Genomic DNA, 21621 nt, shown 5'->3' with positions numbered 1-21621 from the left:
TATTTTTCAATGCTACATTAATTATGCACCTAAGTACCGAAATCTACTGGCAAGTAAAAAAGAAAAAAAGAGAGATAGTAATTAACTACCCCTCTCTATTCCTTTATTATTTATATAATTCCATAAATGTCGGTGCCACTTTACATGGCATAACATTAATCTCTTTCCAAACATTCCCCTTAACATATGGTTCCAGTTCCAGATACTGGTCTACATCCTTTCTGGTGGGAAAATCAACAACAACACAAGAACCAATCATTTTATCATTTTCATCTAAAAGGGCAACTCCATATAGATATTTCCCCTCTTTAAATAATTTATCCACAAGCTTTAAATGTTCCTCTCTAGCTACCATTCTCCTTTCAAGGGCTCCATCATCTTTTCCATCATAGGCTGTTATCATAAATTGCATTTTAATTCCTCCCCAGTGGTTATTTAGTTTCTCTACATGTTACTGTATATAATTAAACATATTTTACCCCAATCCTTCTAGTAAATCAGATTTATTACTTTAATTTTATTTTAATTTCTTTACTAATTTCTATCTATGTTGATGATATTTTAAATATTTGATTGTACTCTATATAGAATAATAACTTATTTAATAGCTAATAATACCGATGTCTAATTTTTAGAGAAGGGAGTTGCAATATGAGTAAAACATCAATAATATTACTAACTAAGTTGGGGATGATTTTTATATCTGCATGGATTACCTTTGGCTATATAGACGACAATACTATTGGGCTAATTTTTCTTGTATCCCTAATAGGAACAATATTAAATTATATTTTAGGAGATTTATTTGTTTTACCTGCTTTAGGAAACATAGTAGCATCTCTATGGGATGGACTAATGGGTTGGTTAGTTGTCTACTTATACGCAATAATTATCCCTACTTTTACTGTAAGTTGGACTTCACTAGCCATCTTTTCGCTATTGGTTGCTATAGTAGAATATTTCTTTCATGTCTATCTTGTTAAGTCTGAAAAAGTTGCCCCATAGTATTAAAACACTTAACCCTACTATATTAATTATAGCTAATTTAGTATATCAATATATTATCCTTGTATAAATATGATTTTTTAAAAGAATAATAGGATAGGAGGTGTTAAAAATGTTTAAACACGATAAACAATTACTAAGAAATGTTAAAGTTGAAAGACCCAACCCACAATATGCTGCTTTACTACAAGAGCAGTTAGGGGGACCAAATGGAGAATTGAAAGCAGCATTACAGTATTTATCTCAGAGTTTCCGTGTAAAGGATCCTGCAATTAAGGACCTCTTCCTTGATATCGGTGCTGAAGAACTAAGTCATATGGAAATGGTAGCTCAAACCATTAATCTTTTGAATGGTCGTGACTTAAGTGTAGAAAGTGTACCTCTAGGAGAAGTTCAAAATCATGTATTAACAGGATTAGCTCCTGATTTAGTTAATGCTTCGGGGGCTCCCTTTACAGCCGACTACGTTAATGTTACAGGAGATTTAGCAGCAGATTTATTATCTAACATTGCTGCTGAACAAAGGGCGAAGGTAGTTTACGAGTATCTTTATCGACAAATTGGTGATAAGTATGTAAGAGAAACAATAGATTTTTTACTTAATAGAGAAGAGGCCCATAACGCTTTATTTAGAGAAGCCTTAAACCGCATTCAAGATACTGGCTCTAATAGAGATTTTGGTGTTACTGAAGATTCTAAACTCTACTTTGACCTATCTACACCCGGTAAACATTTTGATAACCCTAATCCAACCCCACCAAGCTTCAATAATCCAAGACAAATGGGACCAGGACCAGGATCAATGAATTAAAAACACAAGGTTTTAGCCCCATTCCTTAGGGCGACTATGGAATGGGGCTTTATTATTTTATAATTCCGTATTTTATATCATATTTTATATCATATTAGTGTTTTAACTTAACCAAATAAAGTTTCTTACTTGAGCTTCTCTTTCTCTTTGAACTAACTGATGCCTTAATTCCCTTTCTATTTCCTTCTTATTTCTTAATAAAACACAGGCATCCTTTTTAAGTTTCGAGATATTTAGCTCAAGTCTAAAGTTTCTGATACTGATGGTTTTTGTCATCTTTACAACTCCTTTTTAATATTTCTTGACTTATTCATTATTAACAGCATTAAGGCAGTTTAAACCTATTAACTGTCATGATCTTCTTCTATAGTTAAATAAAAAATAAACTAATCTACATTAAAAAAGGACCCTCTGCCCTTTTTCTGTATCAGTATATTCTTAAGATTAGTAATTGTGATATTAAAGTCAAAAAAATACAAAGGCCTGAGAACTGAACTCTGTATTTTTTGATTTTATTTATGTTTTTAAATATATTATTTAAAGGATGTAACATTTGGACTACCCATTAGTTGGTTATTTATTTCTAAATGAAGTTCTGTAATCGTTATAGGATCTTGAATTTCAATATTCGGGTATTTTCTAACTAATTGTGCTTCGATATCAAAGATATCGATATTCTTTTCTTTCATCTGATTAAATAATTCTTCACAATTTTGCTTTACTACTTTTTCAGTAGCTTGCTGAATTTTTTCTGCATTTTCTGAATTAAAAACAAAGGGGACTTGTGTCTCCATAAGGGATGTTTTTAAAGTCATGCTTTTCTTTAAAATAATTTTGTTTCCATCATATTCTATATCAGACTTAGTACTGCTATGGATTGTGTCCACCGCCATAAAAAGTTCTTCATCTCCGGTTATATCTGTTGCCGGAAAAATAATTAATCCTCTGTCTACACGATTAGTTAAAAATCGCCATGCCTGCATCTTTCCCTCTTCTATTTTTCCTACTAACTTATCATTAACAAAGATTGCACCACCATCGACAGTCATTCTGGCATCAACAGGATTTTCTTCTATTGAGAGGTTGGATAAAATATGGGTATGCCCCGCTTGATAACGTTGGTTCAAATATTGATTTAGTCGATCTACCCGAAACATTTTTACTAAAAAGGGGTTTTCCATTAGTTCGTTAAGATATAGACCAATATACTCATTTTGCTTGATGGGAAAGTTGAGTATCGTTGATGGCTCTTCATCAGTTACGATAATATGGGCTCTTAAAATTGTCTCCTGACCTCTTTCCAATATATCTACAATATAATTTAGTCCCTTTTCGGCAACCCTTTCCGTTACGATTACTGCCTTCATTTGGGTATAATCAACTTTAAAAGCAGCTTGTCGATTAAAATCCCTTGCTGCATCAAATAACGTAAGTCCTTCCATTCTAAAAAAAAGTTTATCCCCTTTTTCAGCATTTGTTTGGTTACTTCGAAAAGAATGAAAAGCCTCTGTATAAAGAACATATTTTCCTTCGTCATCTATATCTACCACTGCAGCTGTAACGAAGATAACTCGGTTTATGTCATTATAATCAAAACATCCAGCAAGAAAAAGATTTACTACTATGATTAAAGCTAAAATGATCTTTTTCATCATCATTCACCTTCTTCAAAGATATTATCAGAGATATCCCTTAGATCTGCCCTTAATATGAGATCCTTAAAGTTAAAATTTTTAAAAGTTCCTAAAGGAAATAAATATGGATATCCGCAACTAGTTAGTCCAGCAATGTGGGAGACGAATATACAAAAACCTATAAAAAAACCTGGTAACCCTAAAACTGCACCAAAGATCATAATAATATTTGACCAAATTACAATAGCCCCATAAATTTTAGGTATTAAGAAAAGGGATATTGATGCTAAAGCTACTACTAGAACAGTTATTTCAGAAGCCAATCCTGCCCCTATAGCCGCATCTCCAAGAATTAAAGCCCCTACTATACTCAAAGCTGATCCGATAGGTTGAGGAAGACGTATTCCCGCTTCTCGTAATACTTGAAAAAAGAACATCATTATGAAAATTTCAACAATCATTGGATAGGGAACGCCAGCTCTAGTTACTGCTAGCCTAAATACAAAAACCGTCGGAATCAGTTTAAAATGATGGGTGGCTATTGATAGGTATAACCCAGGTAAAAGCAATGCGATTAACAAACCAACCCATCGAACAATCCTAAAGTAATTCTGAGCATATTTATTTGAATAATAATCATCAGGTGTTGTCATATCTTCAATAAAAAAATGGGGAGCAGTTACAGCAAAGGGGGTATTATCAACTAAGATCACCACTCGCCCCTCTGTTATCAATGTAACAGCAATATCTGGCTTTTCTGTATATCCAATTGTGTCAAAAACAGAGCGTTTTTCCTGTAATCTTTCATCAATATAATTTGAGTCTAATAGATACTCTACTTCTTCGTCCTCTAGCCTTTTGCGGATATAATTTACTAGTTTAGATGGGGCTTCTCCATCTAAATAAACCATTATAACATTAGTATTACTCCCTTTTCCTATGTTTATATTTTCTAGCTTTAATTTTTGATTTCTTAACCGCCTTCTTACTAAGGATATATTATCATTTATATTTTCAGTAAATCCCTCTCTCGGTCCCTTAATAACCGTCTCGGTAGGAGGCTCTTCTATTCCTCTGTTACTATAGCTTTTTGTTTCGCAATATATGATTCTATCATCAAAACTAAATAAAATAACTGTATTTCCGGACAAAACCTGTAGTATAAGTTCTTGTAGATTCATTACATATTCCGAAATTGCTATATTTAGAATTTTTTCTTTTATATAGTCTAAGTCTTCACCCTTTATTTCTCGTTTAATTAGGGGTTTAATAATGTTTTCACTTATCTGTTGAATATCACTCATAGTATCGATAAAAATAACTGTTGCTTCCCCTTGATCCGTTTCAATTGTACGAAAGGTAATATCAAATATATTTTCCAAGGATTTTTTTATTTCCTTTAAATTATCTTCATATTTTTTATGTAGTAGACTTCTCTTACCCATAATGATCACCCCAATATTATTGTTAGTTGCCCCATTGAATAATATTCTATCTGGTGGCAATAATAGAAGATAATTCTCTAGGTAATTTATACAATTTTTAACAGGAGTAGGTAAATAAATGGATAAGTTTAATTCAATGCATTTAGCATTTTTAATTGCAGGTACAACAATTGTTTCTTTGAAGACCTATCCTAAGATCTACACTCAAAATGGTCTTAGGGATAGTTGGATTGCTATGATTATCGCTTCAATTTTGATTTTACTATTTATGATTTATGTTATTAATACTTGCAGAAGGAGTAATACCTATAACTTATTAGAAATCTATCAAGGGGCTCTAGGAAAAACATTGGGCAATATCATGTTAGGATTCTTTTGTTTTACCCTATATATAACCTTAATAGAAAGTGCTGCAGTTCAGTCAAGTTCTATGCATACTAATATGCTCCTTGGCACCCCCATCTGGTTTTTTATTCTCCTTTTTGTTGGTCCAGCTATTTATACCATTGTGCAAGATAAGGTGGCAATTATAACGGTTACTTTAGTAGGGATTGCCCTCATTACTGTAGCTGGAATTAACTTGGCCTCCTTGTCCCACACCTATAAAAGATGGGAATTACTATTTCCAATCTTTTCTCGAGGCATCAGTAGAGGGTTTATTATGTCGATTCTGCAAATTTTAGGCCTTTATGGGTGTGTTGCCATTACTTTTCCTTATTTAATTGATGTAAAAACCCAAAATAAACTACTTCGACATACAATGTTTGGCATTCTATATGTTATTCAAATGCAAATTGTATCAATAACCGGAGTAATTGCAACCTTTGATATAGGCAGAATTAATCAAATGCCTTATCCAAAGCTTTTACAAACCCAATTAGTAAGTCATTTTCGCTTTTTAGAAGCTGGTGAATTATTTGTAATGCTTCAAATTGTTGGTGGTTGGTATTTAAAATATGTTATTACCTTCTATGCACTAGTTAAACTACTTAAGGCATTTCGTATTAAATTTAAATATCAAATTTATATCATTAGCTTATTGGTTGCAGTACCCGCCTTCTTGGTAGCCAGAAATATCGTAATATTATTTCAATTTTTAAATATTTATGCTTATATTGCCCTTGTAAACTTTATAATTGTTCCGACTCTAGTTTTTCTACTCTACTCGGTCAAACAAAAAAGGCTAATAAAAGGCACCTAAAGTAGTTATCAAATCTTAAACTACTATATAATTTACGATCATTTGCTACACATAAAAAGACCAACATCTACATATAAAACCTTCTTAGTCTAAGGTTTTTTTGTAGATATTGGTCTTTTTTTACTTAAAGGTATCTAGTTGTATGTCTGCAATCCAGAAAATAGCTTGATCTGTGCTAAACTCTAAAATAATTTCATTTAATTGATGATCATTTAATGTCACATTTAACATCTCCCACATTTGGGGTATTTTCACTAAATGAGTTATATCTTTTTCATAGTTAAGTTGGTCTCTATTGTATCCTTTTATATTAATATCAATTTTATCAATTGTACTTCCTTTAACCCAAAGGGTTAAGGTATCATAAATGCTTTGATCTGTTTCATCAGTACTAATAGATAATTTAGGATTTTCATTGTTTACCTTTTCTACCTTTAAGGAAAAATCATGATTTCGAAGAATGACATTATCTCGGTTAATGCCATCTGAGTAAGTATATGTAAGGGACTTTGAACTTTCTGAATATTGAATCTCCACTAGATCTTCTTCATCAGGTTCTCCGACTATAATCTTTTCACTATATTTTTCACTCCACTGATTATAAGCATCTTTAACTTTAATGCTGACAACATATTCTCCCTCTTCAGTAAAACTTAAAATGGGATTATGACTATTAGAGGTACTAATAAGTTCCCCATCCTTTATAATTTCCCATAAGTATTCTTCTACAAAATTATCTTCACCAGCTACTATACTTTCATCAATAAACTCCCATTGATCCTTATCACGTATAGTGGTAAAATATGCTCTTGGTGCCGTTAGTTTCTGTTCTACCTCGCCTTTTCCTCTTAGAAAAGTACCTAGAGAAAAATCAGACATAAAACCATAGACCCCAAGCCCTAGCAATAGCAGGAGAGAAACTGCCATAAGGGTCTTCTTGGGAAGCGTATTCCTTTTTTCTTTTGTAGATCTTCTACTTGCCGCTTCGTAATCGGGTTTACCTGAGGCTTCGTTTGAATCTTCATTTGAATCTTGGTAGATCCTTTCATGAGTTATTTCATTGATGGTTTCCTTTACTGTGTCAGCACTTTCTTCATCTGTAGTAGCTCTAGATAATATTTTTGATAGCCAACCTTTACTTTCATTAGCGTTATGGTGGGTATTATCATTTTCATCAGGATCAATACTTTCCATGCACAAATGGTAAATATAAAGCTTTCTATATTCATCTAAAATCTGTTTCAAATTATGAAATTTATTATTATTCTTTAACCCTTCAATGAATTGTTGTACTTCTAGTAAAAGATATTCTTCTCTTTTTAAATTTCTGTATTCAAAATAAATAATTTTTTCTAATACATGGCTTACTTTAATACAAAGTTCATTAAAATTTATATCATTTTCACCCTCATTAATTAAAAGTAGTTCATCAAAAACAAGGGTATCATCCACCATCACCAATTGGCCTTCATCAATTAATATATTTTTAGTGGCATTCTTTAAGTGATCATAACTTGCAATCCCTTTAAGATATTGTAGCGCCATACTCATTCTATTTTTAATTGGGATATAATTTTCTTCTAGATAGAGAAGTAAAGGCTGTGTGTCATCCATTACTTTCGTTATAATAACCAATTCTTCTTCTAATGCTTCTACATAAACCAAGTTATTTAATGTTCCTTCTAGGGGTTCATTCTTCAAGACATCAATGACACTTTGATTTTTTATATGATTAACCACTACTGGTATTCCTGCCGTAAGTTCGACACCAATATAGACAGCCTGATGCTCTGTCTCCTTAAAAGTTTCTATTATTCGATAATGTGACGTATAATTATATTCCATATTTTACCATCCTCAGTTTATGATGTTTTTATCTTATATTGATAGTAATGTTTATTTCTCAAATGATAAATGGGTATTTTGTCTCATATTTATTAACTCCATCAATTATCTCTTATCTTATTGATCTCACCAAACCATTTTCATCTACTATAATTGTTGGAGACAATCTTTGTAGTCTTCCAAATACCCGTTTACGATCTTCTTCCTCTTTTAAATGTTTTAGTAAACCAAATTTAATTTCTCCTGGCCATGCCTTAACCGATTCAATATTATTTTTAGATAGATGAAGCTCTAATGCAATAAAATCGTTTGCTATGGCTTGCCTACTGGTGGAAAAAACAAAATTTCCTAAGGAAAAGGCGGTTAATTGATTGCCTTCCCACCTTATTTCTTGTATCACATGGGGGTGGGTACCGATCACAGCCCTTACTCCCGCTTCTAATAATTTTTCATTTAAGCTGGTTTGTTCTTCATTAGGAATCTCTGCTAATTCTTCTCCCCAATGGATCGACACAATTACATGGTCCACCTTATCTACCCATTTACCGATATAGCTAATTAAAGGTTCATAACTATAGGCTGTAGCCATACCACTTTTATGGGCTTCTGCCCTCCATTCGGGGACTGGAATAACCCTAGAGGCTGCTAAAAATGCAAATGAAACACCATTAATCTCTTCTATATGGGGTCTAAAGGCCATTTCCATATTCTGACCTACCCCAATATATTTAAAGTTCATCCTATCTAATTCTTTCATTGTTTCATCTAAAGGGGCATCCATACCATGGTTGTTGGCAAGACTAAAAAGTAATTTTTCATTAATTGGATCAAATAAGGCAAATCGATCTGGATTAGTTTGAAAGGCATAGGTTTTTTCCATAAGTTCGCCACTTGTCCCTACTGCTGTTTCTAAGTTAGCTACTACAAAATCTGCCCCTTCTAAGATTGGCATAAATTCTGTTAAAGGATAATGGTCTCCCTTTTCAATCATTACCTTAGCAACATTACCATCCATCATAGTATCACCAACAAAAATAATACGGGCTAAATTTTTTTCATTCTTTTTTTCATTATCATTTTCTTCATCTTGTGTATCTTGTCTATCATGCTCATCTTTCTCATTCTGATTTTCATCTTCTATCACAATTGTATCATTGTTATGATCATCATTTAAATAATCATCTTTACTATTACAGCCACTGAATAAACCCACCATTACCATAACAATCATTAATATAAATCGTATCTTTTTCATTTTATTCACCCTTACTAATGTCTTTTCTCTATTATGTGGTAATTATCCTACTTCTATGGATGGGATCTTCTGTAATATATTGTCATAATCATTATATCAAGTTAAATAAAATGTTGCAATAAGCTAATATTTATGAAAAAATTCTACTTACGATTATTCCATAAGTAGAATTTTTAAAACAACTGTTCTAACTACCTTATACTATGGCCTATTGCTAATATATCGATTTAGATAGCCAATTGATCCTATTATAAGATTTTAGGCTTCTCTGTCATTTTCGTTAATAGTGGTTAGGACTGACTAGGTGGAAGGTGTAGATCAATAAATTGAAATTTATTGACATCAAAAAGCCCCATATCCGTTAGCTTTATTTCTGGAATAACAGGTAAAGCTAAAAAGGACAATGTCATAAAAGGGTCTATCTCAGGGTTTACCTCTAACTGATGGTAAGCAATATCTAACATTTCTTTTAACTGGGTATTCACTTCTTCCATTGAAGCATTAGAAATTAGTCCTGCAATCGGTAAACTTAAGGTCTTTAGTACCTGCCCTTTAGAGACGATGGTTATTCCTCCACCAACCCGCTCTACCTCTTTTATTGCCATCAACATATCAGCGTCATTATCTCCAATGACAATTAAATTGTGAGAATCGTGGGCGATGGTAGAAGCTAAGGCTCCCTCTTTTAGTTTGAAGTTCTCTACTAAACCTAATCCGATGTTTCCCTTCCCATGATGCCTTTCAACAACTGCTAGTTTTAATATATCTAAGCTCTTATGAAACTCAAACTGCCCCTCCTTAACCTCTACTTTTCTAATCACCTTTTCGGTAACTAAGCTATGGGCATTTAACTTGATAACATTAACAATATCAGAGGAAACATTTAACTGTAGGTCTATTTTATTAACAGGTTTCATGTTTACTGTATTAATCACTTTGCTTGCATCGGAATGAGGCACATTAAATAGGGGCTGTTTTTCTTCTGCAACTAATTGACCTTTTTTAAATACCTTAAGTACATTAAATTCCTTTAAATCTTCTAAAACAACAAGATCTGCATCGTAGCCTACCCCAATCGCCCCAACATGTTTTAATCCATAGCATTCGGCGGCATTGATACTGGCCATTTGAATGGCTGAAATAGGGTCTATTCCCGCCTTTACTGCTAGTCTAAGATTATTATCGATGTGGCCTCCTATTAAAATATCCTCTGGGTGTTTATCATCTGTACAGAATAAACACCTTCTCATATTTTCCTTAGTTACTGCCCTTACTAAAGTCTCTAGGTTTCTAGCAGCTGAACCTTCTCTAATCTGAATATACATTCCTGCCCGAAGTCGATTAATCATTTCCTCAACTGTAGAACATTCATGTTCAGTCCTCACTCCTGCTGCTACATAGGCATTTAAGTCATTTCCTTCTATAGAAGGTCCATGCCCATCTATAATCTTGCTCTCGGCAACGACGATTTTATTTATTATTTTCTCATCCCCTGCAATAACACTTGGGTAATCCATTAATTCACCTAATCCTAAAACCCGTTCATGATTTATCAACTTTGCCAGCTCTTCAGAATTTAAAATGGCCCCTGCATTTTCGAAGGAGGTAGAAGGTACACAGGAGGGAAGCATTACATATACATTTAAGGGAAGTCCTTTACTGCCTTCTAAAATATATTCTATCCCCTCTAACCCACATACATTAGCAATTTCATGGGGATCGGCTATGATGGTTGTTGTTCCCCTTGGGACAATTGCCCTCGCAAACTGAGGGGGAGTTACCATTGAAGATTCGATATGAACATGACCGTCTATAAATCCGGGAGCAACATATCGCCCTTCTAAGTCAACTTCATCAGTTCCGTTATAGTTTCCGATGCCAACTATTTTACCATTATGAATAGCGATATCCCCCTCCACAATTTCGTGGGAGAATACATTGACTATTTTACCATTTTTTAATACCAACTGAGGCTTTATTCTTCCAGCGGCTAAATCAATCCGTTCTTTGATCCGTTCTTTGATCCGTTCTTTGATCCCTTCCTTCAATTCTATCTCCTCCAATATTTTTTATTATCGATCTACCCAATGTAGCGTCTCATCTAATCATACTTTACACTACATTTAGATGATATTTGTTCTATATAATTTGTTCTATATAATTTGTTCTATATAATTTGTTCTATATAATTTTCCCTATTAAAATCTTCTATACTTAACCTATAAATACCTTCATTCTTCTGCCTTATTTATTGCCTTCAAAAGTTTCTCTGGTGTTACTGGTATTTCTGTCATCCGAACCCCTACTGCATCATAAATGGCATTTAGTATTGCAGGGGCTACACCAATCATTACAGGTTCTCCTATTCCCTTTGCCCCATAGGGAGCAGTTTCTTCTGGCGATTCAATAATAATTTTTTCTAGTTCTGGTATATCTAGAGCTGTTGGTATTAAGTAATTAGAAAACCGTCGATTCTTCATTTCTCCTTTTTGCAGCCCTAGGTCTTCAAAAATCGTATACCCCACTCCCATAGCAAAGCCACCATCTATTTGTCCCTCTACTAATTTAGGATTTATGGCTCTTCCAACATCTTGTGCACATACGGCTTTTGTAATCTCTACTAAACCTGTCTCTGTATCTACTTCTACTTCCACACCATAGACAGAAAAGGTATAGGGCCAATAGGGAGCCCCTTGACCTGTTTCTTCATCCATTTTTGTTGTTAGAGCTGTAAAGCTACCCTCTACCCGAAGAGTCTTTCTCTTGTTTTGTTTTGAGAATGTATCAGCAATCTCTTTAAAAGTTACTGCCAAACTAGGGAAAGAGTTTAAATAAACCTTCCCATCCGCCATCTTTAGTCCCACCTTACTATTGATTTTAAGGTGTTCAACTGCTAATCTATAAATTTCTTCCCTTAAATTTTCACTAGCTATTTTAATGGCATTGCCAGTATTATAGGTTTGACGGCTAGCAGCTGCTGTACCAGCATCTGGAGTCGTAGCGGTATCTTCACATACAAATAGGATCTGCTGTAGAGGTATTCCTAAAACTTCTGCAGCGATTTGACTTAAGATGGTTTTAGCCCCCTGACCAACTTCAGTAGCGCCTACATAAATAGCCACTTTTCCATCGGGTAAAAGCTCAGCAATAGCGTTAGAAACATCTGGAAATCCGTTACCATAACCTGTTCCGTAAAAAATACTACCTATTCCTTTTCCTCTTTTTTTCATATTCCTACACCTGCTTCCATTGCCAATTCTTCCATCTTTTCCTCATAATGATTTTTTATACCTAAGCTATTTTCAACTGCTTCAATACATTCCTTTAGAGGCACACTATCACTAAGTACCTGACCTGTTGCAGTTGTAGAACCTAATGTAAAGCCATTTATTAGACGAATGGTAATTGGGTCTATATCAAGCTCTTCTGCAATCATATCCATTTGTTGTTCATGGGCGATAGGAACCTGAGTAGCTCCAAACCCCCTCATTGCCCCAGCAAAGGGATTATTTGTATAGACAGCATAACTATCAACTTTAACATTTGGGATTTCATATGGACCTGTTGCATGTACCCCGGCTTTTCTCATAACATTAATAGCCCACGATGCATAGGCTCCTGTATCCCCTACTAATTCTGCCTCCATCGCCAATAGCTTTCCATTAGCATCGGCTCCTGTTTTATAGGTCATAACCATTGGATGTCTTTTACTGTGGGCTAAAAAGGATTCTTCCCTTGAGTAAACGGTTTTGATGGGTCTTCCTAATACTTTAGTTGCCAAAGCTAAATGAACTTGCATTGTGATATCTTCCCTACCTCCAAAGGCTCCACCTACAGCTGGGTTAATAATTCTCACTTTTTCCTGGGAAATATGAAGGGCTTCAGCCACCTCCAGTTGATCGAAGTGGGGATATTGGGTTGCAGCACAAACCACAACCGTATCCCCATCCATGTAGGCCAACCCCGCCTCTGGTTGTAAAAAACCATGGTCTACCATGCCGCATTTATACTGTTTTTCAATAATAACAGCACATTTTTTAAAAGCTTCCTCTATATTTCCCCGACGTAACTTATAGTGAAATATAATATTACTTTTATGGTTTTCATGTACCAAGGGAGCATCTTTCATCATTGCTTCTACAGGATCGAAAATTGCTGGTATTTCATTATATTCTACCTTTATTGTTTTTAAGGCCTTCTCTGCAATTTTATTACTTATGGCAACTACAAAGGCAAGGGGATCTCCTATTCTTCTAACTTTTTTACTACAAAAAACTTCATGATCTTTTAAAACAACCCCATGATGATTATCTGGCACATCCCTATAGGTAAAAACCTTAATAACCCCTTCCATTTTCTCTGCATCTTGGGTGTCTAAATTAACATGGGCATGGGCTTTGGTAGACCTTAAGGTTTTTCCCCATAACATATCCTTCATATAAAAATCTTCTGGATAAGTTGCCTCTCCGATAACTTTAGCCATGGCATCTACCCTGACTTCACTATGACCGACCGTTTTAAATTTCATTATCCTCTGCCTCCTTTACCAGATAATAAGCCGCTTTTTCTATTGCATCTACGATCTTGTTATACCCAGTGCAGCGACATAGGTTGCCAGAAATTCCTTCCCTAATTTCTTCCCTTGAAGGGGTATTATTTTCATCCAAAAGAGCCTTTGCCGATAGTACCATTCCAGGAATACAAAATCCACATTGTACTGCCCCTTCTTCTAGGAAGGCTTTTTGAATAGGATGAAGTTTGTCATTGCCTTTGCCCTTTACCCCTTCTATGGTTAAAATCTCTTTACCATTTGCTTGAAAGGCTAAAACCATACAAGAATTTACTGTAACTCCCCCCATAATTACGGTACAGGCTCCACATTCTCCTTCACCACATCCCTCTTTAGTGCCAGTTAACCCCACAACATCTCTGATCAAATCAATTAATCTCATGTTTTCATCTATTTCTAAACTATATTCCGAACCATTTATCTTAAGATTTATTTTCTTCATCTTTAGACCCCTCCTTTTTTTGCCAGGTGGGTTGCTTTTCCTAGCCCATCTTTAAAAATCCCCTTAATTGCTTCACTTTTATAGTCAGAACCATGGCGACCGGCTAATCTTTTAAGGATGATATTGCTATAGAGGTTTGCCCCTGCTTCAATTAATTCGTCTGTTACTTGTTTATTCCTCATAAAATCTTCTACTTCTTTTTCTCTTATGGCAAACTTTCCACAAGAACCTGTGGCAATTCTAATTTCATTAAAACATCCATCCTTCATTTCTAAAAATACAGCAACGGATATTCTAGAAATGGCAAGGGCTTTTCGAAGGCCTAACTTAGTAAAACCTAACCCTTGGTTTTCTTTGATATTTTCAAACTCAATATAGGACAATAGTTCATTATTCTTTAAATCTACCTTCCCCTTATCTATAAAGAAAGTTTCTAGTGGGACTTTTCTTTCTGTCATTTTATTAGCAATTACCAGTTGACTATTAAGGGCCAGTAAAGGAGGCACAATATCAGCCGCTGGTGATCCATTACAGATGTTTCCCCCTATCGTAGCTGCATTTCTAATTTGGGGTGATCCAACTTGACTGGCAGCTTCTATTAGTCCCCAAAGGTTTTTTGGAATAACTTGACTTTTCATAAGACTAGTAAAAGTGGTGGCAGAACCAATTAGTATACGACCTTCTATTTGTTTAATTTCCTTTATTTCATTTAAATTACTAATATCAATTAATACCTCTGGATTAACCCGTCCCTGATGCAGTTGTATAATAATATCCGTTCCACCTGCAATAATTTTACTGTTGTCTTGATATTGGTCTAATAAAGACAATACAGCTTCTACTTCAGTTTCTTGGAAGGTCTTATTAATCTCCAATTTGAATCCTCCTTTTAGCTAAAATCCCTTACTATTTGATAAAATACCAGCCTGTATAAAAGCCCTAAACGCTTTGTTATAGATGGCTTCTAACAGGCTTTAATTTTACTTTTTGATCCCACTTAAAATAATTTGTTGTTGTAATATTCTATTAGCTTCCGTCATAATTTCTTTCTCATTTAAGGTTTGTAACTCTCTGTTTACCATTAATATTTTTCCGTCTACAATTGTCGTCTCTACATCACTGGCTGAAGCTGAATAGACCAATTGAGAAATAATATCTGCCTCATAATTTGGCCCTATATGCAATTTATTCAAGTCCATAATTACAACATCAGCTAACTTACCTTTTTCTAAACTACCCAATTGATTTTCCATTCTCATGGCCTTTGCTCCCCCAAGGGTGGCCATTTCAAAAACCTGATGGGCTGGCATCACGGTAGGACTTAAGAGTCTAGCCTTCTGAATTAAGGCTGCACTTCTCATTTCTTGAAATATATCTAAGTTATTATTACAGGGAGCACCATCGGCTGCTAAGGACACATTTGCACCCATTTTTAATAGCTCTGGTATTTTTGCAATTCCTGAGGCAAGTTTTAGATTTGAATTAGGACAGTGGGCTATTTTGGTCCCTGTGTCGGCCAATATTTTCATTTCTTCATCATCTAACCAAATACAGTGGGCTAACACTAATTTTTCACCTGTTAGGCCTAAATGGTGGAGATAATTTATATTTCTCATTCCCCGATCTTGTTGAACTAATTCAATTTCACCTCTATTTTCTGAAGCATGGGTGTGAATCATCACATCGTATTCAATTGCTAGATCCCTCACCTTTATTAATAACGCTTCAGAACAGGATACAACAAACCTAGGTGTGAAGGCATATTGTAGACGACCATTCCCTTTTCCGTGCCATTTTTTTAGTAGTTTTATACTCTCATCAATAGAATCTTCAGTTTTTTCCATTAAACTTGCTGGTAGACCACTTCCATAATCCATCATACATTTGCCAGATATGGCCCTTATACCACTTTCTATAATTGCTTCAAAGGCTGCTTCTGTATGGCTAACCGTTTCCATATCTATGATAGAGGTTGTTCCTCCCTTAATTAATTCAGCGATTCCTAACTTTGCAGAAATATAATTAGATTCTGCCGTATGGGAACCTTCTAAAGGCCATACCCTTTCCTTTAACCAATCTAATAATTCTAAATCATCAGCCTGCCCCCTATACAGTGTTTGGGTTAGATGGATATGGGTCTGAATTAACCCTGGAATAACTACTTTTCCTTCTGCATCGATAATGATGGCTTCTTCTATTTCTATTTTTCTAGCAACTTCTTTTATCAAATTTCCTTCGATTAAAAGATCCCCTTTAAAAATTTCCCGTTCTTTGTTCATTGTTACAATCGTTCCATTTTTGATTAATATCTTACTCATAATGGTCTCCCCCTTAAATGAATAATATAAACACCTATCAAAGATATTTATTATAGATCCTTCATAGCTATTCATATTTTATAAAGCTCCCACCCAAAGATGGGAGCTTTATAGAAATTACATCACAACTAAAGCAATTCCAAAGATAATGGTCAAGACATACATAATAGGAGATACAGCTTTTCCTTTACCTGTTATTAACTTTAAGAAGGTATAAGACATAATACCAAATACAATCCCTTCAGCTATACTAAAGGTGAAAGGCATCAAGACTATTGTTAAGAAGGCAGGAATGGCTTCTGTATAGTCTTCTAAATTGATCTTAGCAATTGGAGAAAGCATGAATAACCCCACTAAGATCAGTACTGGTGCTGTTGCTGCCGATGGTACGATTAAGAAGATTGGGGAGAATAATAATGCGATTAAGAAAAGTGACCCTGTAGTAAAGGCAGTTAAACCAGTTCTTCCACCTTCTGCTACACCAGATGCACTTTCAACATAAGTTGTAACAGTACTTGTTCCTAGACAGGCTCCTACAGTTGTACCAATGGCGTCGGCAAATAAAGCTTGCTTTGCCTTTGGAAGTTTTCCGTCTTTATCTAACATATCTGCTTTAGTAGCTACCCCTACTAATGTTCCTAAAGTATCAAATAAGTCTACAAATAGGAAGGTAAATACAACTACTACCATATCAAGGGATAAGATATTTGAAAACTCAAACTGCATAAAGATAGGTGATAAGGATGGAGGAGCACTTAGTAGCTTTTCAGGTAATGGCGTTACTCCAAATGGAATCCCAATTACAGTTGTAAGCATCATTCCAATTAGTAGAGCTCCTTTAACTTTTTTAGCTAACAATACCCCAACGATAATAATTCCTACTAGTGCTACAAGTACTGCTGGGTCAGTTATAGAGCCTAAGGTTACTAAGGTAGCTCCATCACCTACTACAATACCTGCATTTTTAAAACCTATTAGAGCAATAAATAGACCGATCCCCACACTTACCGCATGTTTAATATTCATAGGTATACAATTAATAATAGCTTCTCTTACATTAAACATCGTTAAAAGCAGGAAAATAACCCCTTCAATTAAAATAGCTGTAAGGGCAAACTGCCATGAATAACCTAAGTTAATTACAACATAGTAGGCGAAAAAAGCATTTAAGCCCATCCCTGGCGCTAGGGCAAAGGGATAGTTGGCTAAGAAGGCCATTACTAAAGTAGCAATAGCAGCCGATAAAGCAGTAGCTGTAAATAATGCATTAATATCCATACCTGTTTCACTTAAAATAAGTGGGTTGATTACTAAAATATACGCCATGGTCATAAAAGTTGTAATGCCTGCAATTACCTCTGTTTTAACATTAGTTTTATGCTCCTTTAACTTAAAGGCTTTTTCAAAAAAACTACTTTCAGATGCTTGCATCTTAGAACTCATTAAAATTTCCCCCTTCGGTTTAGGCATTTCAAAACACACTTTTGACTATAGGCAAAAACCTACCCCATGGTGTCTGAAAACTAAATTCTCCCCTCCTTTATTTTTAATCCATTCCTTCACCTAGTAACTGTAACTCATTGTAACTTCTAATATTAGTCTATTACTGGTGAAAGAATCTTAAAATTATTTACATCAATAAGCCCTTGGTCAGTAATTTTCCACTTTGGACTTGTAGATAAGGCTAAGAAAGATAGATGCATAAATGGAGCGTGGACGCTACAACCTAATTGCTCCTTAGCTACCCTTTCCAACTGGGCTATTTTTTTACTTACTTCTGGTCCTGTTAGTTCGTCTGTAATTAATCCTCCTACTGGTAGTCTTAATTCTTCAATAACTGAACCTCTGTTGGTTAGGGCAATTCCTCCCCCCATCTTTATTACATGGTTAATTGCAGCAGTTAAATCCTTCAAATTTGTTCCAACAGCAATAATATTATGGGTGTCATGGGCAACACTCTCGGCAAAGGCTCCTTGCTTTAAACCAAAGCCCTTAACAAAGGCTTTACCAATGCTACCATTTCTTCCATATCGCTCTAGGCAAACAATTTCCAATACATCTTGGCTAGGGTCCGACATCACAATTCCCTGTTGTACCCTTAGACTTTCCTCTAAACTACCAGAAAGATTTTGATCTGGGATCAGTTCAATACATCTAACCCTTGCTTGACTACCTGTTGCTGTAATTTGTAAGTCTTTTTCTTGTATCGGAGGACATTTCACCGACTGTTTAACATTTTCGGGGTAAGTATATTTAGGTAAATCAATAAGTAAATTACCTTGGGAAGCCACTAATTGTCCCTTTAAAAATACTGCCTCCACTGTCATGTCTTTTAAATCACTAATGACTGCTATATCTGCCATTTTTCCTGGTGCTAAAACACCTCGATCTTCTAAGCCAAAATAAGTGGCAGGATTAATGGTTACCATCTGAATTGCCTCTACAGGGTTTACCCCTTCAGCAATGGTTCTTTTTACAATTTCATTCATATGACCCAATTTCTCTAAATCTTCTGCCACCATATCATCAGTAGCTAAGATACATCTTCTGGAGTCAAGACCTTCTTCTGTCACAGCCCGAATACATTCTGCCATATTTCTTTGGGTTGAACCTTCCCTCATGAAAACGTATACACCCTGTCTAAGCTTTTCTACGCACTCTTCCTTTGTAGTAGTTTCGTGACAAGAACATTTTCCACCAGTGGCAATAATATGGGCAGCAAGCTCACTACCAAATAATTCTGGTGCATTACCATCTACTATCTTACCAATACTTTTAGCATAGATGGTAGAGGCAACTAAATCAGTAATTACTTCTGGGGTATTTCGATAGACATGTTTAGCGTTACTAAAGCCCTGTAGCTCTCCAATTCCAATTACATTAGGATAATTTAAGATTTCCTTCATATCCTTAGATGTTATATCATATCCTGCCGTTTCTAGACCGGGACAATCGGGAGTTAAAGCAGGTACAACAAGATGAACATGGTTAGGTACAACACTTGCCTCTTCTGCCATGGCTTTTATCCCTATAGGGCCTAAAGCATTGCCTATTTCATGGGGATCAGCCACAAGGGTAGTTGTCCCCGATGGAATAGAAAGTCTTGAGAATTCAGTAATTGTCAACATACTACTTTCAAAGTGCATATGGGAATCTATAAAACCTGGGGCTAAAAACTTTCCTTGTAGATCCACAACAATTGTTTCTGGCCCTATTAAACCAGTCGCATCACCAACTACTAAAATATACTTTCCCTTTATAGCAATATCAGCTTGATAAATTTCTCTAGTAATTACATTAATTACATTTCCACGATAAAGGACTAAATCTGCCCAATGTTTATCAGACATTAAGACATCAATTAATCCCCTATATTCTATTGCTTGTTTTACTCCTTGGGCATCTAACAAAGGAAATCCCCTCCTCTCTCCTTTACTTATCTTCCATTAAGTCTTTATAAACATCGATGTTATCTACAATTCCTATAATAGCAGCATCAATAGGTGATTGAAGCTTTTCAGCTGCATGCCGAGCGGCTGTTCCTGTAGCAAATATTACAGTTTCACCAATCCCCGCCCCTACTGTATCTACAGCAATAAGGGGTTGGCCTATGGGCTTTTCCTCCATACTTAAGGGTTGGGTAATCATTAATTTATTCCCTGTTAACCTTTCATCTTTTCTTGTTGCTACTATTGTTCCAACGACTCTACCTAATTGCATAAACCTCTCCCCCTTATTTTGGAGCTTTTATCTTAATTAGCTTAATTCCTCTGGCTTTTGCTGCATCATGGGCCAATGATGTGATAATAGCATTTTCTTCTACTTGAATTTCCTTTTCACCAATTGGATAATTTAATATGTCTCTTTCAGTAATAACAACCCTCTGAGACTTATTCTTATCACCCCATTGAAATGAGTCCAATCTTACAATAGAATCTATGGAATCCATAGATTCTACTGATATTTCTTTAGGATTTATCTTTCCTTTAAGAATCTCCAACAGATAATGGTTGTTATCAATTCTTTTGACTCCCATATCTGTTAATCTAGTTATATGGCCTCTAATAACCTCTTTTAAGGCAGAAGAAGTAGTTTCCTTCCCTTTGTATAGAAATAGCCCATCTAGGTTCATCCATAGCGGTATCCCCCTCCATAAGCCTTCCCATAAAAGCCTTGGAACCAACTGATCTTGAATTCCTAAGGCCAGCTTAAAGGCGGTATTTTGTGTTGGAACTGGAACCACTATAGAATCTATTCCTTTAAGGATCTCCTCTGGATAAAAGTTTTTTGTCTCTTCAAATACTCTTTTAGGTTGAAGCTGCTGTACAATTATCCCTACATCTAATAGAGCTTCTGCAGCCTCTGTAAAGACCAGATCGTATCTAAATCCATAGGATCTACCAGCTATTAACGTCTTTATTCCTGTTTCTACCTCATGGTTGTTCCCCGTAAAAATGACTAGAATATTTTTACTCATTCCGCCAGAGGTATCGTTGGATACGGAAGCAGTTCTATTGGAAAGCTGCTTCATAATTTCCCTTGTTCGGTTATATTGATTCATGTCTTCACCTACTCAGGATTATTTTATTCTCCCTTTAACAGAACTCTTTCAACTTCTGAATGGGGTCTTGGGATTACATGAACAGAGTGAAGCTCTCCAACTGCTCTAGCTGCTTCTGCCCCTGCATCAGTAGCTGCTTTAACTGCTCCTACGTCTCCTCTAACCATAACAGTTACAAGCCCATATCCAATTTTTTCATATCCGACTAAAGTAACGTTGGCTGCCTTTACCATTGCATCGGCTGCTTCAACTGCACCTACTAAACCTTTTGTTTCTACCATTCCTAATGCTTGACTCATACTTATTTCCTCCCTTTTTTGTAATAACCATTGGTTATTTTAGAATGTTTTTCTGCTTTTCTTGGTCTATTTAGTTGAGAAAATTGCATAAAATTTAAAATTTATTAATACAAAATGAAAACTTCACTGCTTAGTGTTCAATGAGTAATCTATTATAATATCAAAGAAATTACCCATTTCACAATGCGGGACTCTGCTTTCATATTTGCATAAATCGTATATAAATTCATTTGTT

The 21621-nt window shown here is 35.1% G+C and carries 20 protein-coding genes; 3 read left to right on the top strand and 17 right to left on the bottom strand.

What is annotated here, in order from left to right:
• Positions 1 to 106: 106 nt before the first annotated feature.
• Positions 107 to 412 carry a YciI family protein gene (locus T335_RS0103035; protein ID WP_026476220.1) on the bottom strand — a complete coding sequence of 102 codons (306 nt, stop codon included), beginning with the start codon at positions 410 to 412 and terminating at the stop codon, positions 107 to 109.
• A gap of 239 nt (positions 413 to 651) precedes the next feature.
• Between T335_RS0103035 and T335_RS0103030 the strand changes: the two genes are divergently transcribed.
• Both T335_RS0103030 and T335_RS0103025 read left to right on the top strand, forming a co-directional pair.
• Positions 652 to 1005 (top strand): DUF2512 family protein, encoded by a 354-nt coding sequence (locus T335_RS0103030; RefSeq protein ID WP_026476219.1) that lies wholly within the window; start codon positions 652 to 654, stop codon positions 1003 to 1005.
• A 112-nt stretch (positions 1006 to 1117) separates the two neighbouring features.
• Complete coding sequence (locus T335_RS0103025; protein WP_026476218.1) at positions 1118 to 1816, top strand: manganese catalase family protein; 699 nt, start codon at positions 1118 to 1120, stop codon at positions 1814 to 1816.
• Positions 1817 to 1918: 102 nt separating this feature from the next.
• Here T335_RS0103025 and T335_RS22170 read toward each other — a convergent pair whose 3' ends face one another.
• The 3 genes from T335_RS22170 to T335_RS0103010 form a co-directional block, all read right to left on the bottom strand.
• The gene (locus T335_RS22170) at positions 1919 to 2092 is read right to left on the bottom strand and encodes a hypothetical protein (RefSeq protein ID WP_156943616.1); all 174 of its coding nucleotides are present in this window, start codon (positions 2090 to 2092) and stop codon (positions 1919 to 1921) included.
• Positions 2093 to 2349: 257 nt separating this feature from the next.
• Complete coding sequence (locus T335_RS0103015; protein WP_169735924.1) at positions 2350 to 3468, bottom strand: Ger(x)C family spore germination protein; 1119 nt, start codon at positions 3466 to 3468, stop codon at positions 2350 to 2352.
• A 2-nt stretch (positions 3469 to 3470) separates the two neighbouring features.
• Positions 3471 to 4895 (bottom strand): spore germination protein, encoded by a 1425-nt coding sequence (locus tag T335_RS0103010; RefSeq protein WP_034327575.1) that lies wholly within the window; start codon positions 4893 to 4895, stop codon positions 3471 to 3473.
• A gap of 118 nt (positions 4896 to 5013) precedes the next feature.
• Here T335_RS0103010 and T335_RS0103005 point away from each other — a divergent pair, with 118 nt between their 5' ends.
• A complete protein-coding gene (locus tag T335_RS0103005; RefSeq protein ID WP_026476215.1) occupies positions 5014 to 6096 on the top strand; it encodes a GerAB/ArcD/ProY family transporter in 1083 nt (360 codons plus the stop codon).
• Between the two features lie 120 nt (positions 6097 to 6216).
• Here the strand turns inward: T335_RS0103005 and T335_RS0103000 are convergent, their stop codons facing one another.
• The 13 genes from T335_RS0103000 to T335_RS0102940 all read right to left on the bottom strand — a co-directional run bounded on the left by T335_RS0103000 (position 6217) and on the right by T335_RS0102940 (position 21386).
• The gene (locus T335_RS0103000) at positions 6217 to 7941 is read right to left on the bottom strand and encodes a PKD domain-containing protein (protein ID WP_026476214.1); all 1725 of its coding nucleotides are present in this window, start codon (positions 7939 to 7941) and stop codon (positions 6217 to 6219) included.
• A gap of 112 nt (positions 7942 to 8053) precedes the next feature.
• A complete protein-coding gene (locus tag T335_RS0102995) occupies positions 8054 to 9196 on the bottom strand; it encodes a CapA family protein (RefSeq protein ID WP_026476213.1) in 1143 nt (380 codons plus the stop codon).
• 290 nt (positions 9197 to 9486) lie between these two features.
• A complete protein-coding gene (gene ade, locus T335_RS0102990; protein WP_330371171.1) occupies positions 9487 to 11244 on the bottom strand; it encodes an adenine deaminase in 1758 nt (585 codons plus the stop codon).
• A gap of 183 nt (positions 11245 to 11427) precedes the next feature.
• Positions 11428 to 12426, bottom strand: a complete 999-nt coding sequence (locus T335_RS22805; protein WP_026476211.1) for a xanthine dehydrogenase family protein molybdopterin-binding subunit — start codon at positions 12424 to 12426, stop codon at positions 11428 to 11430.
• Positions 12423 to 13724, bottom strand: coding sequence for a xanthine dehydrogenase family protein molybdopterin-binding subunit (locus tag T335_RS22800; protein WP_051569105.1), 1302 nt, complete (start codon positions 13722 to 13724; stop codon positions 12423 to 12425). Before T335_RS22800 ends, T335_RS22805 begins: the two co-directional genes overlap by 4 nt.
• Positions 13714 to 14208, bottom strand: a complete 495-nt coding sequence (locus T335_RS0102975; protein WP_026476210.1) for a (2Fe-2S)-binding protein — start codon at positions 14206 to 14208, stop codon at positions 13714 to 13716. Before T335_RS0102975 ends, T335_RS22800 begins: the two co-directional genes overlap by 11 nt.
• 2 nt (positions 14209 to 14210) lie before the next feature.
• Positions 14211 to 15083 carry an FAD binding domain-containing protein gene (locus tag T335_RS19715; RefSeq protein ID WP_034327571.1) on the bottom strand — a complete coding sequence of 291 codons (873 nt, stop codon included), beginning with the start codon at positions 15081 to 15083 and terminating at the stop codon, positions 14211 to 14213.
• Positions 15084 to 15188: 105 nt separating this feature from the next.
• Positions 15189 to 16526 (bottom strand): 5'-deoxyadenosine deaminase, encoded by a 1338-nt coding sequence (locus T335_RS0102965; protein WP_026476209.1) that lies wholly within the window; start codon positions 16524 to 16526, stop codon positions 15189 to 15191.
• 117 nt (positions 16527 to 16643) lie between these two features.
• Positions 16644 to 17969 carry an NCS2 family permease gene (locus T335_RS0102960; RefSeq protein ID WP_084280909.1) on the bottom strand — a complete coding sequence of 442 codons (1326 nt, stop codon included), beginning with the start codon at positions 17967 to 17969 and terminating at the stop codon, positions 16644 to 16646.
• A gap of 152 nt (positions 17970 to 18121) precedes the next feature.
• Entirely contained in the window at positions 18122 to 19936 is a 1815-nt protein-coding gene (gene ade / locus T335_RS0102955) for an adenine deaminase (protein ID WP_026476207.1), read from the bottom strand.
• Positions 19937 to 19958: 22 nt separating this feature from the next.
• Positions 19959 to 20246, bottom strand: a complete 288-nt coding sequence (locus T335_RS0102950; protein WP_026476206.1) for a EutN/CcmL family microcompartment protein — start codon at positions 20244 to 20246, stop codon at positions 19959 to 19961.
• A gap of 13 nt (positions 20247 to 20259) precedes the next feature.
• Positions 20260 to 21087 (bottom strand): hypothetical protein, encoded by an 828-nt coding sequence (locus T335_RS0102945; protein ID WP_026476205.1) that lies wholly within the window; start codon positions 21085 to 21087, stop codon positions 20260 to 20262.
• Between the two features lie 23 nt (positions 21088 to 21110).
• Positions 21111 to 21386: a BMC domain-containing protein gene (locus T335_RS0102940; protein WP_026476204.1), complete on the bottom strand. Its 276-nt coding sequence runs from the start codon at positions 21384 to 21386 to the stop codon at positions 21111 to 21113.
• Positions 21387 to 21621 lie beyond the last annotated feature (235 nt).

The sequence above is a fragment of the Alkaliphilus transvaalensis ATCC 700919 genome (assembly GCF_000621485.1).
In the GTDB taxonomy this organism is placed as follows: Bacteria; Bacillota; Clostridia; order Peptostreptococcales; family Natronincolaceae; genus Alkaliphilus; species Alkaliphilus transvaalensis.
The sequence above is the reverse complement of the archived record's forward strand: the minus strand, read 5'-3'. Positions and strand labels throughout refer to the sequence as shown.

Bases quoted from the DNA above. Each gene is read 5' to 3' on its own strand.
- T335_RS0102945 (WP_026476205.1), bottom strand. From the start codon at position 21,087: ATGAATCAATATAACCGAACAAGGGAAATTATGAAGCAGCTTTCCAAT.
- T335_RS0102960 (WP_084280909.1), bottom strand. From the start codon at position 17,969: ATGAGTTCTAAGATGCAAGCATCTGAAAGTAGTTTTTTTGAAAAAGCC.
- T335_RS22800 (WP_051569105.1), bottom strand. From the start codon at position 13,724: ATGAAATTTAAAACGGTCGGTCATAGTGAAGTCAGGGTAGATGCCATG.
- T335_RS0103030 (WP_026476219.1), top strand. From the start codon at position 652: ATGAGTAAAACATCAATAATATTACTAACTAAGTTGGGGATGATTTTT.
- T335_RS0103010 (WP_034327575.1), bottom strand. From the start codon at position 4,895: ATGGGTAAGAGAAGTCTACTACATAAAAAATATGAAGATAATTTAAAG.
- T335_RS0103015 (WP_169735924.1), bottom strand. From the start codon at position 3,468: ATGAAAAAGATCATTTTAGCTTTAATCATAGTAGTAAATCTTTTTCTT.
- T335_RS0102975 (WP_026476210.1), bottom strand. From the start codon at position 14,208: ATGAAGAAAATAAATCTTAAGATAAATGGTTCGGAATATAGTTTAGAA.
- T335_RS0103025 (WP_026476218.1), top strand. From the start codon at position 1,118: ATGTTTAAACACGATAAACAATTACTAAGAAATGTTAAAGTTGAAAGA.
- T335_RS22805 (WP_026476211.1), bottom strand. From the start codon at position 12,426: ATGAAAAAAAGAGGAAAAGGAATAGGTAGTATTTTTTACGGAACAGGT.
- T335_RS0103005 (WP_026476215.1), top strand. From the start codon at position 5,014: ATGGATAAGTTTAATTCAATGCATTTAGCATTTTTAATTGCAGGTACA.
- T335_RS0102995 (WP_026476213.1), bottom strand. From the start codon at position 9,196: ATGAAAAAGATACGATTTATATTAATGATTGTTATGGTAATGGTGGGT.
- T335_RS0102965 (WP_026476209.1), bottom strand. From the start codon at position 16,526: ATGAGTAAGATATTAATCAAAAATGGAACGATTGTAACAATGAACAAA.
- T335_RS0103035 (WP_026476220.1), bottom strand. From the start codon at position 412: ATGCAATTTATGATAACAGCCTATGATGGAAAAGATGATGGAGCCCTT.
- T335_RS0102940 (WP_026476204.1), bottom strand. From the start codon at position 21,386: ATGAGTCAAGCATTAGGAATGGTAGAAACAAAAGGTTTAGTAGGTGCA.
- T335_RS22170 (WP_156943616.1), bottom strand. From the start codon at position 2,092: ATGACAAAAACCATCAGTATCAGAAACTTTAGACTTGAGCTAAATATC.
- T335_RS0103000 (WP_026476214.1), bottom strand. From the start codon at position 7,941: ATGGAATATAATTATACGTCACATTATCGAATAATAGAAACTTTTAAG.
- T335_RS0102950 (WP_026476206.1), bottom strand. From the start codon at position 20,246: ATGCAATTAGGTAGAGTCGTTGGAACAATAGTAGCAACAAGAAAAGAT.